The organism is Bradyrhizobium sp. MOS001 (genome assembly GCF_004634465.1).
In the GTDB taxonomy this organism is placed as follows: domain Bacteria; phylum Pseudomonadota; class Alphaproteobacteria; order Rhizobiales; family Xanthobacteraceae; genus Bradyrhizobium; species Bradyrhizobium barranii.
Map to the genome: position 1 here is coordinate 1 of NZ_SPVJ01000040.1, position 20800 is coordinate 20800.

Genomic DNA, 20800 nt, shown 5'->3' on the forward strand with positions numbered 1-20800 from the left:
CTTCCAGAGTGGAAGGGTTCCGACACCCTTACCGACGATGAATGAACTCCAATCGACTTACGTCGACTGTTGTGTCACTCAACAAGGTGAGGAGCATCAGTGGCGCGTTCGCTCGCCTCGGTCAGTGACCCGGCGGCGCCGCGCTCAGTGGTCGGGTTATAGGCCCCCCCGCCCGGGATTGTCAACGCCCATTGTCAACAAATCGTCGCACGGTGGATCATCGAAAAAAAATCCCGCGATTCCAGTCAATTAGAAGGGCCGCCAATGGCCGGATCAAAGCTGCACCGCAAAAAATCTCGAAAAAAGTTTGCCCGCCGGCCGGCTCCGGAGGGGGCTTTGGACGCCTCTCCAGGCACCCTCCCCCTGCGTCCTTCCAGACGCCCCCGGGGCCGGACAGGCGGAGGCCCATCCAGGCCGGACCGAGCCCTCGTCCATGGCAGACGAGCCCCATCCAAGGCTGGACCGAGCTCCACCCCAGGCCAAACCTAGTCCCCCGGACCCGGCCAGACGGGCTTCTTGCGCCCGGCCGTTCAGGAAACTTTTTCCATATTAGGCGCCGTACTAGAGCCACAATCCCGCGGCGTTCTGGTACAGACAAGCTTGAATCGCGGGATGCCAGTGGGGGCTGCCGGCGATTTTCATGGGGTCAGAGGAAGGCATCTTGCAGATGACGCGGCCTTCCTTCGACATTCGAGAGACATCGAGAGACCTTTACCCGTCCAGCTGTTCGTAATTTCGGCCGGCCCCATCGAGGGCCTTCTGAGCGCGGGCGCCTGTGCGGCTTGCCTTTTCCGGCGATCCCCCTTCAAGAGGGCGGCCAGGAAGGGTTCGAAAGCAGGCATCTTGGGTCGTTGATTGGGGGACTTGGTTTGAACCACAGGACGTCGCGCGGCGCTTACGGGCGTGAGACCGGGATCATCGATCTCGGCCACGAGCCGCCGCTGTCCGTCGATGGTTCCGAGGCCGCCGTCATCGATCGCCGCCGCGTTTCCGTGCAATGGTTCAGCGGGACAATTCTGACCGGACTCTGCGGCGCAGCCCTGATCGGCGGCGCCGTTTTCGCTTCTCTCGACGGTGAGATGACCTTCGCCAAGGTGCCTGAGCGCGTCGAAGGCGCGCTGCGCGGCGCATTCGGCGCGGCCGATCGCGCCGCCACGCTGCACAAGAGCGACCGCCTGCCGCCGCCGAACGAATCCACGGCCTCGCGCAACATCGTGCGCGTCTCCACCGTCGCCCGCGTCGGCAACCGCGACGTGATGCGAGTGCGCCCGTTCGTCCGGATCGCCGGCAATCTGTCGATGACGACGAGCGATCTGTCGGCGAAAATCCCGCCGTTCAACGCCCAGCGCCTGCTCACCGATGTCGGCTCCGATCCGAAGACCGCGGCGGAAGATCCGAACAATCCCGAAGCCGTCGAGCCCGATGCCGAAGTCTCCTTCGTCACCAAGGACCTGTCGCCGGTGCTGCCGAAGGCCAAGATTTCCGCCGTGGTGGCGCTCGACGACATCCTGATGCGGGTGCGCGACGCCGCCAACTGGCGCGGCAATGGCGGGGTGCGCTACGCCTCGCTCGCCAATGCCACCGCCGACGTCTCCGGCGCGACCGGCCCCTCCGACATGAAGATGGCCTACGCCACCGAAGCGTCGGCGTCCGATCCCTATGCCGGCTTCGAGACGCGCGTGGTGCCGGAAAACGTCACGCTGCTGCCGAAGACCAAGGAGCAGATCACCGGCGGCAATCCCAACGGCGAACGCGTCCACGTGGTCAAGAAGGGCGACAGCGTCGGCTCCGTCCTGCGCGATCTCGGCGCGACGGCCGAGGAGATCAAGGCGATCACCGCGACGCTCGGTCCGCGCGGCCGCGACGGCGGCCTGAAGGAAGGCGAAAAGCTCCGCATCCTGATGGCGCCCGCAAGCCCCGGCGCCCGCCTCCAACCCTATCGCGTCGTGGTTGCAAACGACACCATGGTCGAGGCGATCGCGGCGCTGTCCGATCTCGGCAAATACGTCGCGGTCGACGTCTCCAGCATGAACACCGTCGCCGATGCCGCGGCCAGCGCCAACAGCGACGACGATGACGACGATGACGGCACCGGCGTGCGGCTCTACCAGAGCATCTACGAGACCGCGATGCGCAACAAAGTCCCGATGCCGGTCATCGAGGACATGATCAAGATCTACTCCTACGACGTCGATTTCCAGCGCAAGGTCGCGCCGGGCGATTCATTCGACGTGTTCTACGCCGGCGAAGAAGAGGGCACGACGTCGAACGAAAAGAACGACGTGCTGTTCGCCTCCCTCACGGTCGGCGGCGAGACCAAGAAATACTACCGCTACCAGAGCCCCGACGACGGCGTCGTCGACTACTATGACGAGACCGGCAAGAGCGCGAAAAAATTCCTGGTCAGGAAGCCCGTCAACAACGCGATCATGCGCTCCGGCTTCGGCGGCCGCCGCCATCCGATCCTGGGCTATGTGAAGATGCACACCGGCGTTGACTGGGCCACCTCCTACGGCACGCCGATCTTCGCTTCCGGCAACGGCGTGCTCGAGAAGGTCGGCCCCGAAGGCGGCTACGGCAAATATATCCGCATCAAGCACTCCAACGGCTACGAGACCGCCTACGGCCACATGTCGGCCTTCGCCAAGGGCATGGAGATCGGCAAGAAGGTGCGGCAGGGTCAGGTGATCGGCTTCGTCGGTTCGACCGGCCAGTCGACCGGCCCTCACGTCCACTACGAAATCCTGGTCAACGGCCGCTTCGTCGATCCGCTGCGCGTGAAACTGCCGCGCGGCCGTTCGCTGGAAGGCACGGTGCTCGCGGGCTTCGAGAAGGAACGCGACCGGCTCGACGCCATGATGAGCGGCCGCAACGGCGCCATCGCCCGCATTTCGGACGCAACCGGCGGCCCGTTGCAGGTCACCAACCGCTGATCCCTAACCGGCCGAAATCGACCGGACATCTCTGGAAAACATGATCTGGATGCGACGTCGTTTCACGGCGTTACAACGTCAAGTTTCGTTTGCCAAAGCGGCATCAAGGCATCGCGCGCGGGAGCGACGGCAGGCTGATCGTGGCGGAAGTGGGCGCCAGGCGACTAATCGAGATCGCGCCGGACAGCGGCAAGGTCACCGAGATCGCTGCCAATCTTCCGATCGGGCTGATGGGCGCACCCGGGGGCCTGCCCAGCAACATCCCGACTGGCGTCGCCATCGGCGCCTCCGGCGTCATCTACTTCTCCTCCGATATCGAGAACGCGATCTACAAGGTCACCAGGAAGTAGCGCGGAGGAAACCAGCCCGGTGGAACCGGCACACGCGTTTCCCGGTTAAATGCTGACGGAAGCCGACCAACAGGAGGATCCCCATGCGGCGCCTCTCACGCGACGATGTCGTCAAGACCGTGGATCGAGCCGACGAAGTCACCATCGCCCAGATCATCGGAACCGGCGCGACGGTCGAGGAACTCGCCGAAGCCCAGGCCTGGCTCGCCAATGACGAGCCGATGATCAATGATTTGCGCCCGCTGGCGCACGGACGCGTGCGCGAGCTTGTCGACATCCTGTCGGAGCTCGATGAGGACAGCGACGAGCAAGGTCCAGCCGAACCCGGCTCAACATCCGCGGTCAACTAGAGCGAACCTCGTCAAAGCAATTCGCCCCGGAGAGTTGGCCTCTCCGGGGCGATTTTTCGTTTTGCAGTGAGCGCGACGATCAGTTCAATTTCCGCTTCGACACCGGCGCCTCGAACTGGGCGATCTCCGCGGTCTGCGGCGCGTTGCCGTTGAAGGTCAGCACGTTGCCTGCGGCGGAGATCGCGACCGTGTCGCCGTCCCTGATATCGCCAGCCAGAATCATTTCGGCGAGCGGATCCTGCACGTAGCGCTGGACCACCCGCTTCAGCGGCCTTGCGCCGTAGGCGGGATCCCAGCCTTTGGCAGCGAGCCAGTCGCGGCCGGCGGCATCGAGCGTCAGCACGATCTTGCGATCGGTCAGGAGCTTTTGCAGCCGGGCGAACTGGATCTCGACGATCCGGCCCATCTCGCTCCTCTGCAGGCGGTGGAACAGGATGATCTCGTCGACACGGTTCAGGAACTCGGGCCGGAAATGCCCACGCACCATTCCCATCACCTGTTCACGCACCGCTGAGGTGTCTTCGCCCTCCGGTTGATTCACCAAATACTCCGAACCGAGGTTCGAGGTCATGATGATCAGCGTGTTGCGGAAATCGACGGTGCGACCCTGGCCATCGGTCAGGCGGCCGTCGTCGAGCACCTGCAACAGGACGTTGAAGACGTCAGGATGCGCCTTCTCGATCTCGTCGAACAGCACCACCTGATAGGGCCGGCGCCGCACCGCTTCGGTGAGCGCGCCGCCCTCGTCATAGCCGACATAGCCGGGAGGCGCACCGATCAGCCGCGAGACCGAGTGCTTCTCCATGTACTCGGACATGTCGAGGCGGACCATCGCGGTCTCGTCGTTGAACAGGTACTCCGCCAGCGCCTTGGTCAGCTCGGTCTTGCCGACGCCGGTCGGCCCCAGGAACATGAACGAGCCGGTCGGCCGGTTCGGGTCCTGCAGGCCCGCACGCGAGCGGCGCACGGCGGTCGCGACCGCACGCACGGCCTCGGCCTGGCCGACGACGCGCTTGCCGAGCTGCTCCTCCATCTTCAGGAGCTTCTCCTTCTCGCCCTCCAGCATCTTGTCGACGGGCACGCCGGTCCAGCGCGACACCACCTGCGCGATGTGGTTGGCGGTGACCGCCTCCTCCATCATATCGCCGGAGCCCTCACGCGCCTCGATGTCCGCGAGCTGCTTCTCGAGCTGCGGGATCCGGCCATAGGCCAGCTCGCCGGCCTTCTGGAATTCGCCGCGTCGCTGTGCGTCGGCGAGATCGACACGCAGCGCGTCCAGCTCTGACTTCAGCTTCTGGGCGTTGGAGAGCTTGTTCTTCTCCGCGCTCCAGCGCGACGTCAGGGCCGCGGATTTCTCTTCGAGTTCGATGAGCTCCTTCTGAAGCCCCTCGAGACGGGTCTTGGAGCCGAGATCGCTCTCCTTCTTGAGAGCTTCCTGCTCGATCTTGAGCCGGATGATCTCGCGGTCGAGCGAATCCAGCTCTTCCGGCTTGGAATCGACCTGCATCTTCAGCCGCGCGGCCGCCTCGTCCATGAGGTCGATCGCCTTGTCCGGCAGGAAGCGGTCGGTGATGTAGCGGTTGGACAGCGTCGTCGCCGCCACGAGCGCGGAATCGGTGATCCGCACGCCATGGTGCTGCTCGTACTTATCTTTCAACCCGCGGAGGATCGAGATGGTGTCCTCGACGGAGGGCTCGCTGACGAAGATCGGCTGGAAGCGCCGCGCCAGCGCCGCATCCTTTTCGACGTGCTTGCGGTACTCGTCGAGCGTGGTGGCGCCGATGCAGTGCAGCTCGCCGCGCGCGAGCGCGGGCTTGAGCAGGTTGGATGCGTCCATCGCGCCGTCACCCTTGCCGGCGCCGATCAGCGTATGCATCTCGTCGATGAACAGGATGAAATTGCCCTCGCTCGCGGTGACTTCCTGGAGCACGGCCTTCAGCCGCTCCTCGAACTCGCCGCGGTACTTCGCACCCGCAATCAGCGCGCCGAGATCGAGCGAGAGCAGCTTCTTGTCCTGGAGGGTCTCGGGCACGTCGCCGTTGACGATGCGCAGCGCGAGGCCCTCGGCGATGGCGGTCTTGCCGACGCCGGGCTCACCGATCAGCACGGGATTGTTCTTGGTCCGGCGCGACAGCACCTGGATGGTGCGGCGGATCTCCTCGTCGCGGCCGATGACCGGGTCGAGCTTGCCGTCGCGCGCAGCCTGGGTCAGGTCGCGGGCATATTTCTTCAGCGCGTCATAGGCGTTCTCGGCGGTCGCGGAGTCCGCCGTGCGGCCCTTGCGCAGCGCCTCGATCGCAGCATTGAGATTTTGCGGGGTGACGCCGCCCTTGGCCAGGATCGTGCCGGCCTCGCTGGTCTTTTCCAGCGCAAGGCCGAGCAGCAGCCGCTCGACGGTGACAAAGCTGTCGCCGGCCTTCTCGCCGGCCTTTTCGGCGGCGTCGAAAGTGCGGGCGAGCTCGGGCGCCAGATAGATCTGGCCGGCGCCGCCGCCGGAGACCTTCGGCACCTTGTTGAGGGCGTCCTCGGTCGCCTTCAGGATGGCGCGGGAATTGCCGCCGGCGCGGTCGATCAGCCCGGCAGCGAGGCCCTCATTGTCGTCCAGCAGAACCTTCAGGACGTGCAGGGTCGAAAACTGCTGATGCCCCTCGCGTACCGCAAGCGATTGCGCGGACTGAACGAAGCCCCTGGAGCGTTCGGTGTACTTGTCGATGTTCATGTCTTTTCTTTCCCTCGGCCTGCCCCTGGAGCCCTCTAAGGCACTCCAAACGGCATCTTCATTGGGTTTCCGCTGGACGCGTTGACGTTCCTCAACCGGCAGCGGTCGTTATCAGCCGGCGCTGGCGCCGGCCTGACCCAGATGTGGGAAGCTTGGCCTCGGATCGGAAGAGGCGCGTTCACAATTTCGTGCACGGGTCCGCCTGCTTGGCGCCAGCAGGTCGAATCCCTTAAGTAGCGACATGACAGCCAGCCAGACCGCCGAAATCACCGGCCTTTACCGTTACCCGATCAAAGGCCTGACGCCGGAATCCCTGCCCCGGGTCCCCCTGCGGACCGGCCAGACCCTGCCCGCCGACCGCCGCTACGCCATCGAGAACGGACCGAGCGGCTTCGATCCGGAGGCGCCGGCCTGGAAGCCGAAAATCCAGTTCCTGATGTTGGCACGCAATGAGCGGCTGGCGTCCCTCGACAGCCGGTTCGAGGACGCGACCAACCGCCTGACCATCCGCAAGGACGGCCAGATCGTCGCCAGCGGGAACCTCGAGACCACTGCCGGGCGCGCCGCCATCGAGGATTATTTCACGGAGAATTTTCAGCCGGAGCTGAAGGGCCCGCCAAAAGTTCTGTCCGGCCGCGACCACAGCTTTTCCGACGTCGCCCGCAAGGTCGTGTCGATCATCAACCTCGGCAGTGTCCGGGCGATCGAGACCATGCTCGGCGGCGCCGCAGTCAATCCGCTGCGCTTCCGCGCCAATCTCTACGTGAAGGGCTGGCCGGCCTGGTCCGAGCTCGAGCTCGTCGGCGAGACGCTGGCGATCGGCGAGGCCCGGCTCAAGGTGGTCAAGCGCATCGTCCGCTGCCCGGCGGTCAACGTCGATCCCAAGACCGCGCAGCGCGATCTCGAGATACCGCCGACGCTGTCGCGCAATCTCGGCCACATGGATTGCGGCATCTATGCCGAGGTCATCGCCGATGGCGAGATCGGCGTCGGTGACGCGATCGCGGTGGAAGCGCCGAAGCTGGTGTGAGCCGTCCGCCGCTGCCGTAGTGTGGGCAAAGCGAAAGCGTGCCCACCACTCCGGTCCATCTAACTCCGTTGCACCGCCGGTGGGCACGACGCTTGCGCGCCTTTGCCCACCCTACGGCTCCGTCGTCAGTTCGGCATCACATACGCATAGATCCGGCCGCGCGAGACCGGCGCCTCGCGAACACGATTGCCGTTGTTGCCGGAAATCATGATCGGATTGCCCTGCGCGTCCACGCCGGTGATGATGCCGACATGGCCGCCCCGGCGACCGCGCGACATGACCGCGATGGCGCCGACCTGCGGACCGGAGACACGCGTGCCGTAGCGCGCGAACGAGCTCGCCATGTCGGAGCCGGTGCCCTGATGGCCGGTGTGCTGCAGCACCATGTTCATGAAGCGCGCGCACCACAGGCTGCCGCGCCCGGTCGGATTGCCGCCGATATAGCGACGCGCCTCGGACACGAGGCCGGATCCGCCGCCGAAGCCGCCACCGCTATTGGCCATTCCAGGATTGGTCATTCCGTTGTTGGCCATGCCGCCGACATTGGCGTTCGGATTGTAGCTCGCCTGGGTGTCGGCGAAGCCGCTCGCCTGCAACTGCGCCGCGCCGCGCTCGAAGCGCGAGCTGCGGGCATGGTGGCGATAATGACGGTAATGATGATGTCTGGCGTGATGCACGTAAGCGTGCCGCTCTGCGCTATGACGATGATGCGGCCGCGCTGAGGCCGGAGAAACGAACGCGGCAACCGCCGCGAAGAAAATCGCCAGCGCGACAACACAACGCGACAGGCGAGACGCAAACAACTCCAACATACTTCATCCTTCTTGACACCCCACTTCCCCAATCGGCCCGTGCGATGGCCGGCATCCGTCTGGCCGTTAAGCCGCCGGATGTGGCGAGAAAAAGACGCCACGCCCGCGAATAGCTGCGATGATTTTGTGCCGGTGCTGGCTTGAGGCTGCCGCATTGCGGACAACAACGTTAACTGCAATTCTCCAAAGGCGGCTTGAAGAGAGGGAAACAGTTAATGCCCCACGCCACGACCAGAGACGACGTCCGCATCTATTTCGAAGAAGCGGGTCAGGGAACGCCGATTATTTTTCTGCATGAGTTCGCGGCCGACTACACCAATTGGGAGCCGCAGATGCGCTACTTCTCGCGCAGCCATCGCTGCATCACCTATTCCGCGCGCGGCTACACGCCGTCGGACGTGCCTGATGGCGAGGTCTACACCTACAAGCATTTCTACACCGACGCGCTCGCGGTACTCGATCATCTCAAGATCGAGCGCGCGCATCTCGTCGGCCTGTCGATGGGCGCCTATTCGTCACTCCAGATCGGGTTGAACGCGCCGCAGCGCGCGCTGTCGATGACGCTGGCCGGCGTGGGCTCAGGATCGGAGATCGAGAATCTCGACAACTGGCGCAAGCAGTGCCGCGCCAACGCCGAGCAGTTCGAGACGCTCGGCTCCGCCGAGGTCGCAAAGGTCACGCGCGAGGCGCCGAGCCGGATTCCCTTCCTGGTCAAGGATCCGCGCGGCCATGCCGATTTCTACGCCGCACTGGCGCGCCACGATGCCAAGGGCTCCGCGAACACGATGCGCGGCTTCCAGGGCGGCAGGCCATCGATCTTTGCGATGACCGACGCGATCAGAGGCGTAGCGACACCGGCGCTGATCATCTGCGGCGACGAAGACGATCCCTGCGTCGGAGCAAGCCTGTTCCTGAAGAAGCACCTGCCCGCGGCGGGCCTCGCGATGTTTCCGAAATCCGGCCACGTGCTCAATCTCGAAGAGCCCGCGCTGTTCAACGAGAGCGTGGAGCGGTTCGTGACGCTGGTGGAAGCCGGGCGCTGGCCGGTGCGCGATCCGCGGTCGCTGGCGGCGCATTAGACTGCCAGCCGCTGTCATTCCGGGATGCGCCGACAGGCGCAGGCCCGGAATGACGGCAGCTACTTCCCCTGCCCGCGCGTGAGCAAGAACACACCCTGCTCGCCGAACATGTTCCACACCCACCACGGCAACCGCAGCCGCAATGGACGGCCGTAGAGATCCAGCGCCTCGGCGCGCTCCATCTTGACGTCGATCGCGTCGCAGAGCTCGACGAAATCCTTGATGGTGCAGAAATGGATGTTGGCGGTGTCGTACCAGGTCGCCGGCAGATTCTCGGTGCGCGGCATGTGGCCGCCGACCAGGAGCTGGAGCCGCATCTTCCAGAAGCCGAAATTCGGGAACGACACGATGGCGCGGCGGCCGATGCGCAGCAGATTCTCCAGCACGACCCGCGGCTGCCGCGTCGCCTGCAGCGTCTGCGACAGGATGACGTAATCGAAGGCGTCGTCGGGATAATTGACGAGATCGGTGTCGGCATCGCCCTGCACCACCGCGAGGCCCTTGGCGACGCAGCGATTGACGCCCTCGCGCGACAGCTCGATGCCGCGCCCGTCGATGCCGCGGGTCTCCAGAAGCTGGAGCAAATCGCCCTCGCCGCAGCCGACGTCGAGCACTTTCGAGCCGGGCTTGACCATCTCGGCGACCAGCAGATGATCGGCGCGAAACTGGCCTGACTGCTCCGTCGCAACGCCGCCCAGCGGCAGCACTTCCTGCACAGACATCGCTAGCCGTCCTTGTCAGTCAATCCTGCCGGTGAGCCCGCGCGCCTTCCCTGCCGATTGCAGGAAAGCACGGGCGATATCGAAGAATTCTGGCACGTCGAGCAGGAAGGCGTCATGGCCGCGATCGGTCTCGATCTCGGCGAACGACACCCGCGCGCTCGACGCGTTCAGCGCATGCACCAGTGCGCGCGATTCCGCGGTCGGGAACAGCCAGTCGCTGGTGAAGGAGACCACGCAGAAGCGCGTCTCGATGCCCGCGAACGCCTTCGCCAGCACGCCGCCATGGTCGCCGGCGATGTCGAAATAGTCCATCGCACGGGTCAGATAGAGATAGGAGTTGGCGTCGAACCGCTCGACGAAGGACGAGCCCTGGTAGCGCAGATAGCTCTCGACCTGGAAGTCGGCGTCGAACGAGAACGTCGGCAGCTCGCGGTCCTGCATGCGGCGGCCGAACTTGCGATGCAGCGCGGCGTCGGAGAGATAAGTGATGTGCGCGGCCATCCGTGCCACCGCAAGTCCGCGATGCGGATGGATGCCCTGATCCGTGTAGCGGCCGTTGTGCCAGTCGGGATCGGCCATCACGGCCTGGCGGCCGAGCTCGTGGAAGGCGATGTTCTGCGCCGAGTGCCGTGTCGAACAGGCAATCGCCAGCGCGGAGTACACGCGCTTGGGATAGGCCGCGGTCCATTGCAGCACCTGCATGCCGCCCATCGAGCCGCCGACCACCGCGAACAACGTGTCGATGCCGAGCCGGTCGATCAGCATCGCCTGCGCGCGCACCATGTCGGGAATGGTGATGACGGGGAAATCCAGGCCCCACACCTTGCCGGTCGCGGGATTGATCGAGGCCGGCCCGGTCGAGCCCATGCAGCCGCCGATCACGTTGGCGCAAATGATGAAGTAGTGCTGAGGATCAAGAGGTCGGCCGGGACCGACCAGCGTCTCCCACCAACCCGACTTGCCGGTGACGGGATGCACGTTGGCGACATGCTGATCGCCGGTCAGCGCATGGCAGATCAGCACCGCGTTGGAGCGATCAGCGTTGAGCTCGCCATAGGTCTGGTAGGCGATCTGGAACGGGGTGAGATCGATGCCGCAATCGAGCCGCAGCGGCTGCTCGGCGCCGAACTGCGCGACCTGCGAATTCGGATGATCCGCCTCATGCGACCGGTCGTCGGCACTGATCGCGGGACTCGGCACAGACTTGACGCCACCCATCTCTGACATCGCCCTCGTTTGCGATCAGACGTTCGATCGCAGTGACATCAGGCCATGAAAAACCCGGCCTGAACGATAGGTTCGGCCGGGATCGAAAGGGTCCCCGGCCTGTTTAGCGAGTTTTTTAACGTGGCTGCAAGCCGGCCGGCTCAAATGACCACGGAACAGGCAAAACCTACTGTCTTGGGCGGTTTTCGTCAAGTCGCGGTCCGGATTAGCCAAATTCGTCTCTGTCACATCAGCCCAAAAGGACGTCATTTCTCTTTGCTTTCGCCGCCCCGACTGCCTAATCAGGATATCGATCGCAGCGGATCCGAACCTACCAGCTTGCCTGGCCGATCCGCATTGGAACGCCTCTCAACAGTCCAGTCAGATATGTCCCACCGTCCGCCCGCGCCACCATCGCTCCAGGAATTGCGCAAGGAGATCGACGCGATCGACGAGGGCATGCATCGTCTCCTGATGCAGCGCGGCGACATCATCGACCGCCTGATCCAGGTAAAGCAGACCCAGGAGGTCGGCTCGGCGTTCCGCCCGGCGCGCGAGGCCGCCATGATGCGTGACATCGTCCAGCGTCATCGCGGCATCCTGCCGCTCGACACGGTCGAGAGCATCTGGCGCGTCATCATCTCGACGTTCACTTACGTCCAAGCGCCGTTCTCCGTGCATGCCGACATCTCGGTGAGCGAGCCGGCGATGCGCGATTCCGTGCGCTTCCATTTCGGCTTCACGGTGCCTTACGTCGCGCATTTCAGCGCGCAGGCCGCGGTCGAAGCGGTGGCGAAGTCCAAGGGCGATCTGGCGCTGGTCTCGGCGACCTCGAGCCGCACGCCATGGTGGCTGGAGCTGGAAGCGGACGGCGCACCGAAGATCATCGCGCGGATGCCCTTCGTCGAGCGCGCCGACCATCCGGCCGCGCTGCCGGTGTTCGCGATCTCCCGCGTCGCCGACAGCGCCGTGGTGACGGAGGTCGAGACCTTCAGCGTGCGCGTGTCCGGGTGGAACGCCGAGGTCGCGCGGGCGCTGTCGCCGCTCGCCGAGATCGTGGCAGTGCCCGATACCGCCTTCGACGGCGCAGCGCTGCTGGTCTCGGTCACGAGCGCGACCAGCATCGACAAGATCAAGGCTGCCCTGATCGAAGCGGGGGCCTCGGTGCGCTCCACGGCCCTCGTCGGCAGCCACGCAACGCGCTATACGGTGCCCTCGACCGGGTCGAAATCGTAGATCGCGAACCGCCTAAAGCTACTTCCGGAGTTGAAGATGTCCCGCCCCGTGCCGAATCCCGGCATTCTCGATATTGCGCCCTACACGCCCGGCAAGAGCCCGGTGGCTGAGCCGGGCCGCAAGGTGTTCAAGCTCTCGGCCAACGAGACGCCGTTCGGGCCCTCGCCCAAGGCGATCGAGGCGTTCAGGAACGTGGCGGCGCATCTGGAAGACTATCCGGAAGGAACCTCGCGCGTGCTGCGCGAAGCGATCGGGCGCTCTTTCGGGCTCGACCCCAACCGCATCATCTGCGGCGCCGGCTCGGACGAGATCCTCAATCTGCTCGCCCACACCTATCTCAGCCACGGCGACGAGGCGATCTCGACCACGCACGGCTTCCTGGTCTACCCGATCGCGACCATGGCGGTCGGCGCCAAGAACGTGGTCGCGCAGGAGACCAACCTCACCTGCAATGTCGACGCCATCCTCAAGGCGGTGACGCCGAAGACAAAGCTGGTCTGGCTCGCCAATCCCAACAATCCGACCGGCACCTATGTGCCGTTCGACGAGGTCAAGCGGCTGCGCGCCGGCCTGCCGTCGCACGTGCTGCTGGTGCTCGATGCCGCCTATTCCGATTACGTCTCGCGCAACGACTACGAGATGGGGATCGAGCTCGTCGCCACCACCGAGAACACCGTGGTGACGCACACCTTCTCCAAGATCCACGGCCTCGCCGCGCTGCGCGTCGGCTGGATGTTCGGTCCGGAGCACATCATCGACGCGGTCAACCGCATCCGCGGTCCCTTCAACGTGTCGACACCGGCGATGTATGCCGCGGTCGCAGCGATCGAGGACACTGCGCACCAGGCGATGTCGAAGCAGTTCACCGAGACCTGGCGCAACTGGCTCTCCGAGGAGATCGGCAAGCTCGGACTGAAGGTGACGCCCGGCGTCGCCAATTTCGTGCTGATCCACTTCCCGGAAAATGGCAAGACCGCGGACGAGGCCGACGCGTATCTTACCAAGCGCGGGCTGGTGTTGCGCGCGCTGAAGAACTACCGCCTGCCGCATTCGCTGCGCATGACCATCGGCACCGAGGAGGCCAACCGCCTCGTCGTCGAGGGCCTGCGCGACTTCATGGCCGGCAAATGAGCACCACACCGCACTTCCAGCGCGTTGCGCTGATCGGCTTCGGCCTGATCGGCGGCTCGATCGCGCGCGCTGCGAAGCTCCAGGGCTTGGCCTCCGAGATCGTCACCACCGCGCGCTCGGAGAAGACGCGCGCGCGGGTGCTGGAGCTCGGCATCGTCGACCAGGTCGTGGCGACCAATGCGGAAGCGGTGAAGGATGCCGATCTCGTCATCCTCTGCATTCCCGTCGGCGCCTGCGGGCCGGTGGCGCAGGAGATCGCTGCGCATCTCAAGCCGGGCGCGATCGTCTCCGACGTCGGCTCGGTCAAGGGCGCGATCGTCAGGGACATGGCGCCGCATCTGCCGAAGACCATTCATTTCGTGCCCGCGCATCCCGTCGCCGGCACCGAGCATTCGGGTCCCGATTCCGGTTTCGCCGAGCTCTTCATCAACCGCTGGTGCATCCTGACGCCGCCGGAAGGCGTCGATGCGGCGGCCACCGATCGTCTGCGCGCGTTCTGGGCGGCGATGGGCGCCAAGGTCGAGATCATGACGCCGGATCATCATGATCTCGTGCTCGCGATCACCAGCCACCTGCCGCATCTGATCGCCTACACCATCGTCGGCACCGCCGACGAGCTGGCGCAGGTGACGGAGTCCGAGGTCATCAAGTTCTCGGCCGGCGGCTTCCGCGACTTCACCCGCATCGCAGCGTCCGACCCGACGATGTGGCGCGACGTCTTCCTCGCCAACAAGGAAGCCGTGCTGGAGATGCTCGGCACCTTCACCGAGGATCTCGCCAAGCTCACCCGCGCGATCCGGCGCGGCGACGGCGAGGCGCTGTTCGACCACTTCACGCGCACGCGCGCCATCCGCCGCGGCATCGTCGAGATCGGCCAGGATTCGGCAGCGCCGGATTTCGGCCGGCCGCATGCGCAGCTCGGCAAGAAGCCGTAGCACCCCTCTCGCCTTCGTCATTGCGAGGAGCGTAGCGACGAAGCAATCCAGACTGTTTCCGAAGAGGAAGAGAAAGTCTGGATTGCTTCGCTTCGCTCGCAATGACGGGGATCAATACAGCGGCGGGATCTGCCCGACCTTGACCGGGCCGAGCAGCACGGCACCGTCGACGAACTTCAGCGGGAAGCTCCTCGCCTTCTTGCCTTCAAGCGTGCTCTCGGTGCCGATCGAATTGATGCCGGCCGCAACGCCGGCATTGGCGTTCTGCTTGATGACCTTGCCGAGGCCGGGAACGGCGCGGTCGAGGGCGCCGAACAGATTGTTGAGGTCCTGCGACTTCACGCCCGGCGCAACGCGGTCGAGGGTTGCCTGCGGCACCCCCTCCTCCAGCATCTTCTCGATGCCGAGCGCCGGGATCACGCGCTCGAGGCCGGTCACGGTCATCTGCAATTCGCCGTCGAGTCGGCCATTGGCCGAGAGGCCGAGCGTGCCGGCCGCAACCGCGATCATCTCGCCCTGCTGGACGCGCGACTGCACGATCTCGATGTGACCGCCGGCGGCCTGGATCTCGCGGAAGCGTTGCGGCCACGGCTTTGGGGTGAGGTCGGAGAGGCCCGTGATCTTCGCACGCGTATCCGCCTCGAACGGCTCGGCGAGCAAGGGATGAACGCCCTGGATGCTGCCCTGCGCGACGTGCAGCACGGTCTCGATCACAGGATGATCCGACCGCGACCCGTCTGCGAGGCGACCGTGCAGCTCGACCTGCTTGGCGCGCGCGAGCGGCACCTGCACGCTGCCGTCGAGACGATTGATGACGGGATCGTCGAACACGATGGAGGCGCGATCCGGCACCGCCGGCAGGCCGAACACGCTGCTGCGGCCCTTGCTCCAATTCACCACGAAGGTGTTTTGCGTGACGCCGTCGGTGAGCGTCGCCGGCGCGGAGAATTCGGCGATGACGCGCTTGGGATCGTAGACCTGGGCGACGACCAGGATGTTGTCGAGCTTCGCCGTGAACGGCGTCTTGCTGGCGTTCTGCGACACCAGGGCGACGCTGGCGCCGGAGCACTGGACCTCGAAGCGGAACGGGAAGCCGGCGATCGAGCGCTTGGCGCAATCATAGATGCGGCCGGACTTGGCCTCCTGCGCCCGCCAGGCGTCTGCGGCGATTTCGGCCTGCGAGGCCGCATAGAACCAGAAACAGCTCCACGCGACGGCGAGGATCAGGAGGATAATGGGGGCGATGAAAAGGCCCCAACGGGGGCGGCGGCCTGTGGCAACGGTCATATCTGACATGCGGCGACCCTTTGACCCCAGATTTTGTCAAATGTAAGCGGGGTTCGGCCGCGCCGAAAGGCCGAGAATTCGCTTCGCTTGGGGGCGTCGTTCTGGTAGCCGTGCCCGAAATGTCGGAAATCACCCTCCCCTCCGTCACCACAGCCAAGGGCGACCTCTGGGTGTTCGGCTATGGCTCGCTCATGTGGCGGCCGGGCTTCGAATTCAGGGAACGCGTCCCGGCGCGGCTGGTCGGCGAGCACCGCGCGCTGTGCGTCTATTCCTTCGTGCATCGCGGCACGCCGGAGCAGCCGGGCCTGGTGCTCGGGCTCGACCGCGGCGGCGCCTGCCGCGGCATTGCTTTTCGCGTCGCCGAGAAGGACCGCGCCGACGTCGTCGCCTATCTGCGGGCGCGCGAGCAGGTCACCTCCGTCTATCGCGAGGTGATGCGCTCGGTGTGGCTTGAGAACGATGCGCGACAGCGCGTCTCCGCGCTCGCCTATGTCGTCGATCGCGGCCACGTCCAGTATGCCGGCCGGCTGTCGCTCGCCGACCAGCATCGCCATGTCGTCCAGGGTCATGGCCAGTCCGGCGCCAACCGCGACTACGTGACGGCAACGGTGAAGGCGATCGAGGCCGAAGGTTTTCGCGACACGCAATTGCATCAGCTCGCGACCATGCTGCACGGTGATGCGCATTCGCTGCACGCGCCGGCTCCCGCAGAAGATCGAGAGAACCGCTAGCTCTGCGACGGCGCGTAGCTCGGCGACGAGCCGATCAACTGCTCCTGCTCTTTCCGGCCCGCTTCGACGAGGCGGCCGGTCGCGTCTTCGATGGCGGTTTGCACGCGCGAGAGAAACTCGTCTTTCGGAAGGCCTGATGGCAGCGGATCGAGGAACTCGACCACCAGCGTGCCGGGATAGCGCATGAAGGTGCGGCGCGGCCAGAACAGGCCGGAATTGAGCGCGATCGGCAGGCACCGCACGCCGCAGGACGAATAGATCTGCGCAAAGCCGGTCTTGTAATCGGGCGCGGCGCCGGGCGCCCGGCGTGTGCCTTCCGGAAAGATCACGAGCTGCCCGCCTGCGCGCACCGCGTCGCGCGCCCGCCGCGTCATGTCCAGCAGCGCCTTCACGCCGGCCTTGCGGTCGATCGCGATCATTCCGGTCTTGACCAGGAACTGGCCGAAGACCGGGATCTGCATGAGCTGACGCTTGAGGATGAAGATCGGACGGTTGAAGAAGCCCGGCAGCACGAACGTCTCCCAGAACGACTGATGCTTCGCCGCGATCACCAGTGGCCCTGCCGGAATCTTCTCCAGCCCACGGAATTCGACCTTGATGTTGCAGATCACGCGCATCAGGAACAGCGTCGCCTTCGCCCACCATTGCGCGATCGTCAGCATGGCGCGCGGCGGCAATGCGAAGGTCGGCAGCGCCACGATCGCGAGGCATACGAGCACGGCGTAGAACAGCACGTTGAACAGGAGCGAGCGCAGGAAAATCAAAAACATCGATGGTCCGATCAATTGGCCTGTGCCGTGGCGGGCCGCTTCGGCGCCACGCCAGCAGGCTGCTCCGACATCTCGGGGGAAAGGTCAATCCCGAAATCCTCCAGCCGCACCCTCAGCTCGGCGGCGATGTACTTGACGTATTCGGACAAGAGCAGCCGCAAGGTGGAGGCCGAGGTCCACCACGGCTCCTCACGCCATTTTTCGCCGACCACCGCGAACGGGATCAGCGTGGTCTCGGGCATCGCATGCGAGAACTCCACCAGCGCGCGCGGCATGTGATAGTTCGAGGTGACGACGATCAGCGATCTGAAGCCGCGCCCCTCGGCCCAGCGCCGCGCTTCCGCCGCGTTGCCGCGGGTCGAGACCGCAGTGCGGTCGAGATCGACACAGCAATGCATGAAGGACTGGTTCTCCGGCAGCGTCCGGGAAATGTCGCTCGCCGTCGAGGTCGGGTGCACGCCGGAGATCAGGAGCCGCTTGCCGTAGCCGGCCGCCAGGAGCTCCATCGCATCCGACACCCGCGAGGAGCCGCCGGTCAGGACCACGATGCCGTCCGCCTTGCGGTCCGGCGCGATCTCGGCGCCGCGCAATTGCGCCAGGAAGGCGATGAAGCCCGCCGCCGCGCCGACGAAGACGAACGCGATCGTCGATACCAATGCCGCGCGCAGCCAGCCGCGCGGCAATTTCGGCGATCGATCGTCGGTCGGCAAGGTCATATGATGTCGGTGATCCCTTCCCCGGATGATTTTAGGACGTTTTGAGGCGAAGTGGAGTCCGGTTTATCGGGCTCAATCGACATCATTCAGCGTCGCGAACAGCGTCTGGCGCGAAGCAACCGCGGTGATGGCGCCGATCAGCACCGCCTGCACCGCGAGCACGATGTAGCCCGACGGCCGCAGCGAAAAGGTGCCGAGCAGAGCTGCGAACTGGTCGCCGACGGGGGTCCCGGAAAACCAGCCGGCGATCGACTCGGAGAAGCCGAACACCAGCATGGCGGCGCCGCCGCCGATCACGCCACCCTCCAGGCCCAGCCTGAGGAAGTGACGCAGGAAGCGGTTGGCGATGTAACGGTCGCCGGCACCGACGAAATGCAGGACCTCGACGATCGGTTGGTTCGCCGCCATGGCGCCGCGGGTCGCGAACGAGACCGAGATGATGGTCGCGATGATGACGAGGGCGAGGATACCGATGCCGGCGAGCACGGTGGCGTTGGTCATCGAGCGCATCCGCTCGATCCAGGCGCGGTGATCGTCGACGCTGGCGCTTGGGGCGGCCTGGGTCACGCGCGCGCGCAAGGCGCCGAGATCGAGCGGCGTGCCGGGCTGCACGCGCGCGATGATCATCCGCGGCACCGGCAAATCGTCCATCGACAGGCCGGTGCCGAGCCAGGGCTCGAGCAGCTTGCCGCTCTCGTCCTTGGTGAACGGCTTGACCTCGATGATGCCGGCCTGCGCGCGGATGGCCTCCGTCACTGCCGCCGTGTCGCGATCGAGATCGCGGCCGGTCTGCGGGCGGACCTGGATGGTGATTTCGCTTGCAACGTCCGACTGCCATTCCGCGGCGGAGGCACTGACGAGCAGCACCGTGCCCGTGGTCATCGAGGCGAGGAAGGTCATGATGGCGACGACGGCAACCAGCGCGCGGCCGTGGATCGAGGCGCGCGGCACGATCGGCGACATGTTGCGCGCCTTGGGCGGAAGCTGCGGACGCTCCTGTCCGAGATCTACCAGCACGCCGCGGTCGTCGGGCCTACTCATAGACGTGCAGCCGCCCCTGGTGCAGCACGAAGCGTCGCGCCTCGTACTGGTCCATCAGGCCGATGTCGTGGGTGGCGATGATGACGGCGGTGCCTGATTTGTTGAGCTCGATGAACAGCCTCAGCAGCCGGCGGCCGAGCGTCGGATCGACGCTGCCGGTCGGCTCGTCGGCGAGCAGGAGTTGCGGCCGCGAGATCACGGCGCGCGCGATCGCCGCGCGCTGCTTCTCGCCGCCGGACAGGATCGGCGGCAGCGCGTCCATGCGGTCACCGAGGCCGACCCAGCGCAACAGGTCGATCACCTCCTTGCGATAGCTCGACTCGCTGCGGCCCATGACGCGGAACGGCAAGGCGACGTTCTCATAGGTCGTCATGTGGTCGAGCAGGCGGAAGTCCTGGAGCACGATTCCGATGCGCTTGCGCAAATCCGCGATCTCGTCCTTGCCGAGCTGCGAGATGTCGTGGCCGAACAGGTTGACGAGGCCGCGCGTCGGCCGGTGCGACAGGAACAGCAAACGCAGCAGCGAGGTCTTGCCGGCGCCGGACGGGCCGGTGAGAAACTGGAAGGAATGCGCCGGAATCTCGAAACTGAGGTCGCGCAGAATCTCCGGCCCCAGTCCGTAACGCAATCCGACATTTTCGAACCGAACCAAGCTCAGCTCCGTTCGAGAGGGGGCGCGGGCCGCGCTGCTGCGCTCCGCCACACGCGATCAACGGGTTTTGCGACCGTTATGGTTTCCGGTTCGTTAACGGTCGCTCTGTAGCATCTGGGATGCCCGGTTCTCCGCGACCGAAGCATCGTCAAGACCAGTCCGTGCATCAAGGCTCGTGTCCATGCATATCGTCTGCCCCCATTGTACGACATCCTACGCCATCAAGCCCGCGAGCCTGGGGGCGAACGGACGAACGGTCCGCTGCTCCCGCTGCAAGGAGACCTGGGTCGCCTATGCCGAGGATGCCATCGAGGAGGCGTCCGTCCCGGCCATGGCGGCCGCCAGCCAGGCCGACGACCAGTCCGACCTCGCCGATCAGTGGAACTCCTACGCCAGGGACGACGGCGCCGCTGACACGCCTGTCGTCGACAGCCCCTCGATCGCCAGCGACTGGCCGGCCGAGGACGCCCAGGCGACCGAGGACGAATGGTCAGCGGCGGCCCGCGCCGCCGAGGATGACGTCGTCGGCGCGCAGCACCAGTCTTGGTTCCGCAGCCTGTTCAGCCGCCGCGGGGCGCGGGTGAGGCGTCAGGCCCCCACCGAGGCTCCGCGAAAATCCCATTTCGGTCTGCCGACCGCCTGCGCCGCCATGGGCGCGCTGGTGCTGGCGCTGGTCATCTGGCGCGGCGACATGGTCCGACTGCTGCCGCAGACGGCGGCGTTCTACAAGATGGTCGGACTCGAAGTTAATTTGCGCGGGCTGGCGTTCAAGGACGTCAAGCTCTCCAGCGAGACCGTGGACGGTAAGCAGGTGCTGGTGATCGAGGGCGTGATCGTGGGTCAAAGCAAGAAGCCGCTCGATATCCCGCGGCTGCGCTTTGCGGTGCGCGACGCGCAGGGAGCGGAAATCTACGCCTGGAACACCGTGCTGGAGCAGACCGTGCTGCAGCCGGGTGAGCGCGCCTTCTTCCGCTCGCGCCTGGCCTCGCCGCCGCCGGAGGGTCGCAATATCGACGTTCGCTTCTTCAACCGGCGCGACATTGCCGGCGGCAGCGTATAATCGATTTTGCATATCCCGCACGGGAGGCTGGTCCCAAGAT

General features: G+C 65.4%; 18 protein-coding genes, 1 pseudogene and 1 riboswitch. Of the genes and pseudogenes, 10 read left to right on the top strand and 9 right to left on the bottom strand.

Features of this window, described 5'->3' with window-relative positions:
* Nucleotides 1–869 precede the first annotated feature (869 nt).
* The 3 genes and pseudogenes from CT676_RS32995 (at nucleotide 870) to CT676_RS33005 (ending at nucleotide 3633) form a co-directional block, all read left to right on the top strand.
* Nucleotides 870–2933, top strand: coding sequence for a M23 family metallopeptidase (locus CT676_RS32995; RefSeq protein WP_085401948.1), 2064 nt, complete (start codon nucleotides 870–872; stop codon nucleotides 2931–2933).
* A gap of 104 nt (nucleotides 2934–3037) precedes the next feature.
* Nucleotides 3038–3283, top strand: a pseudogene (locus CT676_RS33000) (hypothetical protein); the annotation flags it as partial.
* 83 nt (nucleotides 3284–3366) lie between these two features.
* Complete coding sequence (locus CT676_RS33005; RefSeq protein ID WP_071909352.1) at nucleotides 3367–3633, top strand: hypothetical protein; 267 nt, start codon at nucleotides 3367–3369, stop codon at nucleotides 3631–3633.
* Between the two features lie 79 nt (nucleotides 3634–3712).
* Here CT676_RS33005 and clpB read toward each other — a convergent pair whose 3' ends face one another.
* Nucleotides 3713–6352: an ATP-dependent chaperone ClpB gene (gene clpB / locus CT676_RS33010; RefSeq protein ID WP_085401946.1), complete on the bottom strand. Its 2640-nt coding sequence runs from the start codon at nucleotides 6350–6352 to the stop codon at nucleotides 3713–3715.
* 241 nt (nucleotides 6353–6593) lie between these two features.
* Between clpB and CT676_RS33015 the strand changes: the two genes are divergently transcribed.
* A complete protein-coding gene (locus CT676_RS33015) occupies nucleotides 6594–7382 on the top strand; it encodes an MOSC domain-containing protein (RefSeq protein WP_085401945.1) in 789 nt (262 codons plus the stop codon).
* Between the two features lie 125 nt (nucleotides 7383–7507).
* On the opposite strand, the gene CT676_RS33020 is transcribed toward CT676_RS33015, so the two are convergent.
* Entirely contained in the window at nucleotides 7508–8194 is a 687-nt protein-coding gene (locus CT676_RS33020) for a TIGR02594 family protein (protein WP_063985774.1), read from the bottom strand.
* A gap of 215 nt (nucleotides 8195–8409) precedes the next feature.
* Here CT676_RS33020 and CT676_RS33025 point away from each other — a divergent pair, with 215 nt between their 5' ends.
* Nucleotides 8410–9273 (top strand): alpha/beta hydrolase, encoded by an 864-nt coding sequence (locus CT676_RS33025; RefSeq protein ID WP_085401944.1) that lies wholly within the window; start codon nucleotides 8410–8412, stop codon nucleotides 9271–9273.
* A 59-nt stretch (nucleotides 9274–9332) separates the two neighbouring features.
* Here the strand turns inward: CT676_RS33025 and metW are convergent, their stop codons facing one another.
* Together metW and CT676_RS33035 are read right to left on the bottom strand one after the other, a co-directional pair.
* On the bottom strand, nucleotides 9333–9995 hold the full coding sequence (gene metW, locus CT676_RS33030; RefSeq protein ID WP_014491669.1) for a methionine biosynthesis protein MetW: 663 nt from the start codon (nucleotides 9993–9995) through the stop codon (nucleotides 9333–9335).
* 15 nt (nucleotides 9996–10010) lie between these two features.
* Nucleotides 10011–11213: a homoserine O-acetyltransferase gene (locus CT676_RS33035; protein ID WP_085401943.1), complete on the bottom strand. Its 1203-nt coding sequence runs from the start codon at nucleotides 11211–11213 to the stop codon at nucleotides 10011–10013.
* A 91-nt stretch (nucleotides 11214–11304) separates the two neighbouring features.
* Nucleotides 11305–11384, bottom strand: a riboswitch (SAM riboswitch).
* 204 nt (nucleotides 11385–11588) lie between these two features.
* On the opposite strand from CT676_RS33035, the gene CT676_RS33040 reads away from it, so the two are divergent.
* From CT676_RS33040 to CT676_RS33050, 3 genes are read left to right on the top strand one after another with little or no spacing between them, the layout of a single operon-like run.
* Nucleotides 11589–12437, top strand: coding sequence for a chorismate mutase (locus CT676_RS33040; protein WP_085401942.1), 849 nt, complete (start codon nucleotides 11589–11591; stop codon nucleotides 12435–12437).
* A gap of 36 nt (nucleotides 12438–12473) precedes the next feature.
* Nucleotides 12474–13568 carry a histidinol-phosphate transaminase gene (locus CT676_RS33045; protein WP_063986730.1) on the top strand — a complete coding sequence of 365 codons (1095 nt, stop codon included), beginning with the start codon at nucleotides 12474–12476 and terminating at the stop codon, nucleotides 13566–13568.
* A complete protein-coding gene (locus tag CT676_RS33050) occupies nucleotides 13565–14503 on the top strand; it encodes a prephenate/arogenate dehydrogenase family protein (RefSeq protein WP_014491665.1) in 939 nt (312 codons plus the stop codon). Before CT676_RS33045 ends, CT676_RS33050 begins: the two co-directional genes overlap by 4 nt.
* A 111-nt stretch (nucleotides 14504–14614) precedes the next feature.
* On the opposite strand, the gene CT676_RS33055 is transcribed toward CT676_RS33050, so the two are convergent.
* A complete protein-coding gene (locus CT676_RS33055) occupies nucleotides 14615–15799 on the bottom strand; it encodes a DUF2125 domain-containing protein (RefSeq protein WP_085401941.1) in 1185 nt (394 codons plus the stop codon).
* A 110-nt stretch (nucleotides 15800–15909) separates the two neighbouring features.
* On the opposite strand from CT676_RS33055, the gene CT676_RS33060 reads away from it, so the two are divergent.
* The gene (locus CT676_RS33060) at nucleotides 15910–16521 is read left to right on the top strand and encodes a gamma-glutamylcyclotransferase (protein WP_028147288.1); all 612 of its coding nucleotides are present in this window, start codon (nucleotides 15910–15912) and stop codon (nucleotides 16519–16521) included.
* Here the strand turns inward: CT676_RS33060 and CT676_RS33065 are convergent.
* The 4 genes from CT676_RS33065 to ftsE all read right to left on the bottom strand — a co-directional run bounded on the left by CT676_RS33065 (nucleotide 16518) and on the right by ftsE (nucleotide 19700).
* Nucleotides 16518–17291 (bottom strand): lysophospholipid acyltransferase family protein, encoded by a 774-nt coding sequence (locus CT676_RS33065; protein ID WP_085401940.1) that lies wholly within the window; start codon nucleotides 17289–17291, stop codon nucleotides 16518–16520. The two genes, CT676_RS33060 and CT676_RS33065, sit on opposite strands and share 4 nt — an antisense overlap.
* An 11-nt stretch (nucleotides 17292–17302) precedes the next feature.
* A complete protein-coding gene (locus CT676_RS33070) occupies nucleotides 17303–18007 on the bottom strand; it encodes a YdcF family protein (RefSeq protein ID WP_085401939.1) in 705 nt (234 codons plus the stop codon).
* Between the two features lie 72 nt (nucleotides 18008–18079).
* The gene (locus CT676_RS33075; protein ID WP_063985782.1) at nucleotides 18080–19048 is read right to left on the bottom strand and encodes an ABC transporter permease; all 969 of its coding nucleotides are present in this window, start codon (nucleotides 19046–19048) and stop codon (nucleotides 18080–18082) included.
* Complete coding sequence (gene ftsE / locus CT676_RS33080; protein WP_014491659.1) at nucleotides 19041–19700, bottom strand: cell division ATP-binding protein FtsE; 660 nt, start codon at nucleotides 19698–19700, stop codon at nucleotides 19041–19043. Before ftsE ends, CT676_RS33075 begins: the two co-directional genes overlap by 8 nt.
* 181 nt (nucleotides 19701–19881) lie before the next feature.
* Here ftsE and CT676_RS33085 point away from each other — a divergent pair, with 181 nt between their 5' ends.
* A complete protein-coding gene (locus CT676_RS33085; protein ID WP_085401938.1) occupies nucleotides 19882–20760 on the top strand; it encodes an MJ0042-type zinc finger domain-containing protein in 879 nt (292 codons plus the stop codon).
* The last annotated feature ends 40 nt before the right edge of the window (nucleotides 20761–20800 follow it).

Coding starts and splice junctions, on each gene's coding strand:
- CT676_RS33005 (WP_071909352.1), top strand. CDS start 3,367: ATGCGGCGCCTCTCACGCGACGATGTCGTCAAGACCGTGGATCGAGCC.
- clpB (WP_085401946.1), bottom strand. CDS start 6,352: ATGAACATCGACAAGTACACCGAACGCTCCAGGGGCTTCGTTCAGTCC.
- CT676_RS33015 (WP_085401945.1), top strand. CDS start 6,594: ATGACAGCCAGCCAGACCGCCGAAATCACCGGCCTTTACCGTTACCCG.
- CT676_RS33020 (WP_063985774.1), bottom strand. CDS start 8,194: ATGTTGGAGTTGTTTGCGTCTCGCCTGTCGCGTTGTGTTGTCGCGCTG.
- CT676_RS33025 (WP_085401944.1), top strand. CDS start 8,410: ATGCCCCACGCCACGACCAGAGACGACGTCCGCATCTATTTCGAAGAA.
- metW (WP_014491669.1), bottom strand. CDS start 9,995: ATGTCTGTGCAGGAAGTGCTGCCGCTGGGCGGCGTTGCGACGGAGCAG.
- CT676_RS33035 (WP_085401943.1), bottom strand. CDS start 11,213: ATGGGTGGCGTCAAGTCTGTGCCGAGTCCCGCGATCAGTGCCGACGAC.
- CT676_RS33040 (WP_085401942.1), top strand. CDS start 11,589: ATGTCCCACCGTCCGCCCGCGCCACCATCGCTCCAGGAATTGCGCAAG.
- CT676_RS33045 (WP_063986730.1), top strand. CDS start 12,474: ATGTCCCGCCCCGTGCCGAATCCCGGCATTCTCGATATTGCGCCCTAC.
- CT676_RS33050 (WP_014491665.1), top strand. CDS start 13,565: ATGAGCACCACACCGCACTTCCAGCGCGTTGCGCTGATCGGCTTCGGC.
- CT676_RS33055 (WP_085401941.1), bottom strand. CDS start 15,799: ATGTCAGATATGACCGTTGCCACAGGCCGCCGCCCCCGTTGGGGCCTT.
- CT676_RS33060 (WP_028147288.1), top strand. CDS start 15,910: ATGTCGGAAATCACCCTCCCCTCCGTCACCACAGCCAAGGGCGACCTC.
- CT676_RS33065 (WP_085401940.1), bottom strand. CDS start 17,291: ATGTTTTTGATTTTCCTGCGCTCGCTCCTGTTCAACGTGCTGTTCTAC.
- CT676_RS33070 (WP_085401939.1), bottom strand. CDS start 18,007: ATGACCTTGCCGACCGACGATCGATCGCCGAAATTGCCGCGCGGCTGG.
- CT676_RS33075 (WP_063985782.1), bottom strand. CDS start 19,048: ATGAGTAGGCCCGACGACCGCGGCGTGCTGGTAGATCTCGGACAGGAG.
- CT676_RS33085 (WP_085401938.1), top strand. CDS start 19,882: ATGCATATCGTCTGCCCCCATTGTACGACATCCTACGCCATCAAGCCC.